This is a genomic window from Mesorhizobium sp. M5C.F.Ca.IN.020.32.2.1 (genome assembly GCF_004023105.1).
Classification (GTDB): Bacteria; Pseudomonadota; Alphaproteobacteria; order Rhizobiales; family Rhizobiaceae; genus Mesorhizobium; species Mesorhizobium wenxiniae.
Genome location: NZ_RZSX01001558.1, coordinates 1 through 630, shown reverse-complemented (window position 1 = coordinate 630; position 630 = coordinate 1). Strand labels below are relative to the sequence as shown.

The following is a 630-nucleotide window of genomic DNA, read 5'->3' as shown; positions in this document are numbered from 1 at the left end:
TGGCTGGCCAATGAAGGCGATCCGGCAAAGCTCGTCCCGCACGCTATCCTGCGCGTCGATGACAAGGGCGAGATCAAGCAGGAAATCGGCTTTCCGATGGAATTGCTCGCCCACCAGACCCGCTTCGGCCTCGAAGGCATCACCGCGATCGGCAAAGGCGACGAGCTGACGCTGGTGATGGCAGTGCAGCGCGAATGGGCCGACGATCCCAAGGGCCAGGTCAAGCTCTTGGCCTACAAGCCCAAGGCCAAGGAATGGTCGGCGGTGCGCTACCCGCTCGAAACGACCGAAGCTGGCTGGATGGGCCTGTCGGAGATCACCGCGCATGACGGCAAGCTCTACATCCTCGAACGCGACAACCAGATCGGCGATCTCGCCAAGGTGAAGCGCATCTATTCGGTGGCGCTCGACGCGTTCAAGCCGGCCAAGCTTGGTGGCGACATGCCGTTGGTCGAAAAGACGCTGGTGCGCGACATCGTCGGCAACCTGAAATCAGCCACCAACGGCTATGTCATCGACAAGGTCGAAGGTCTCACCATCGACAAGAACGGCGACATCTTCGTCGCCACCGACAATGACGGTGTCGACGATTCTTCCGGCGAAACGCTGTTTTTACGCCTGGGCAACATC

At 60.5% G+C, this 630-nt stretch carries 1 protein-coding gene; it reads left to right on the top strand.

Features of this window, described 5'->3' with window-relative positions; translation table 11 throughout:
* The coding region (locus EOA86_RS37430; RefSeq protein ID WP_164892444.1) for an esterase-like activity of phytase family protein at window positions 1-630 on the top strand (630 nt) is incomplete at both ends.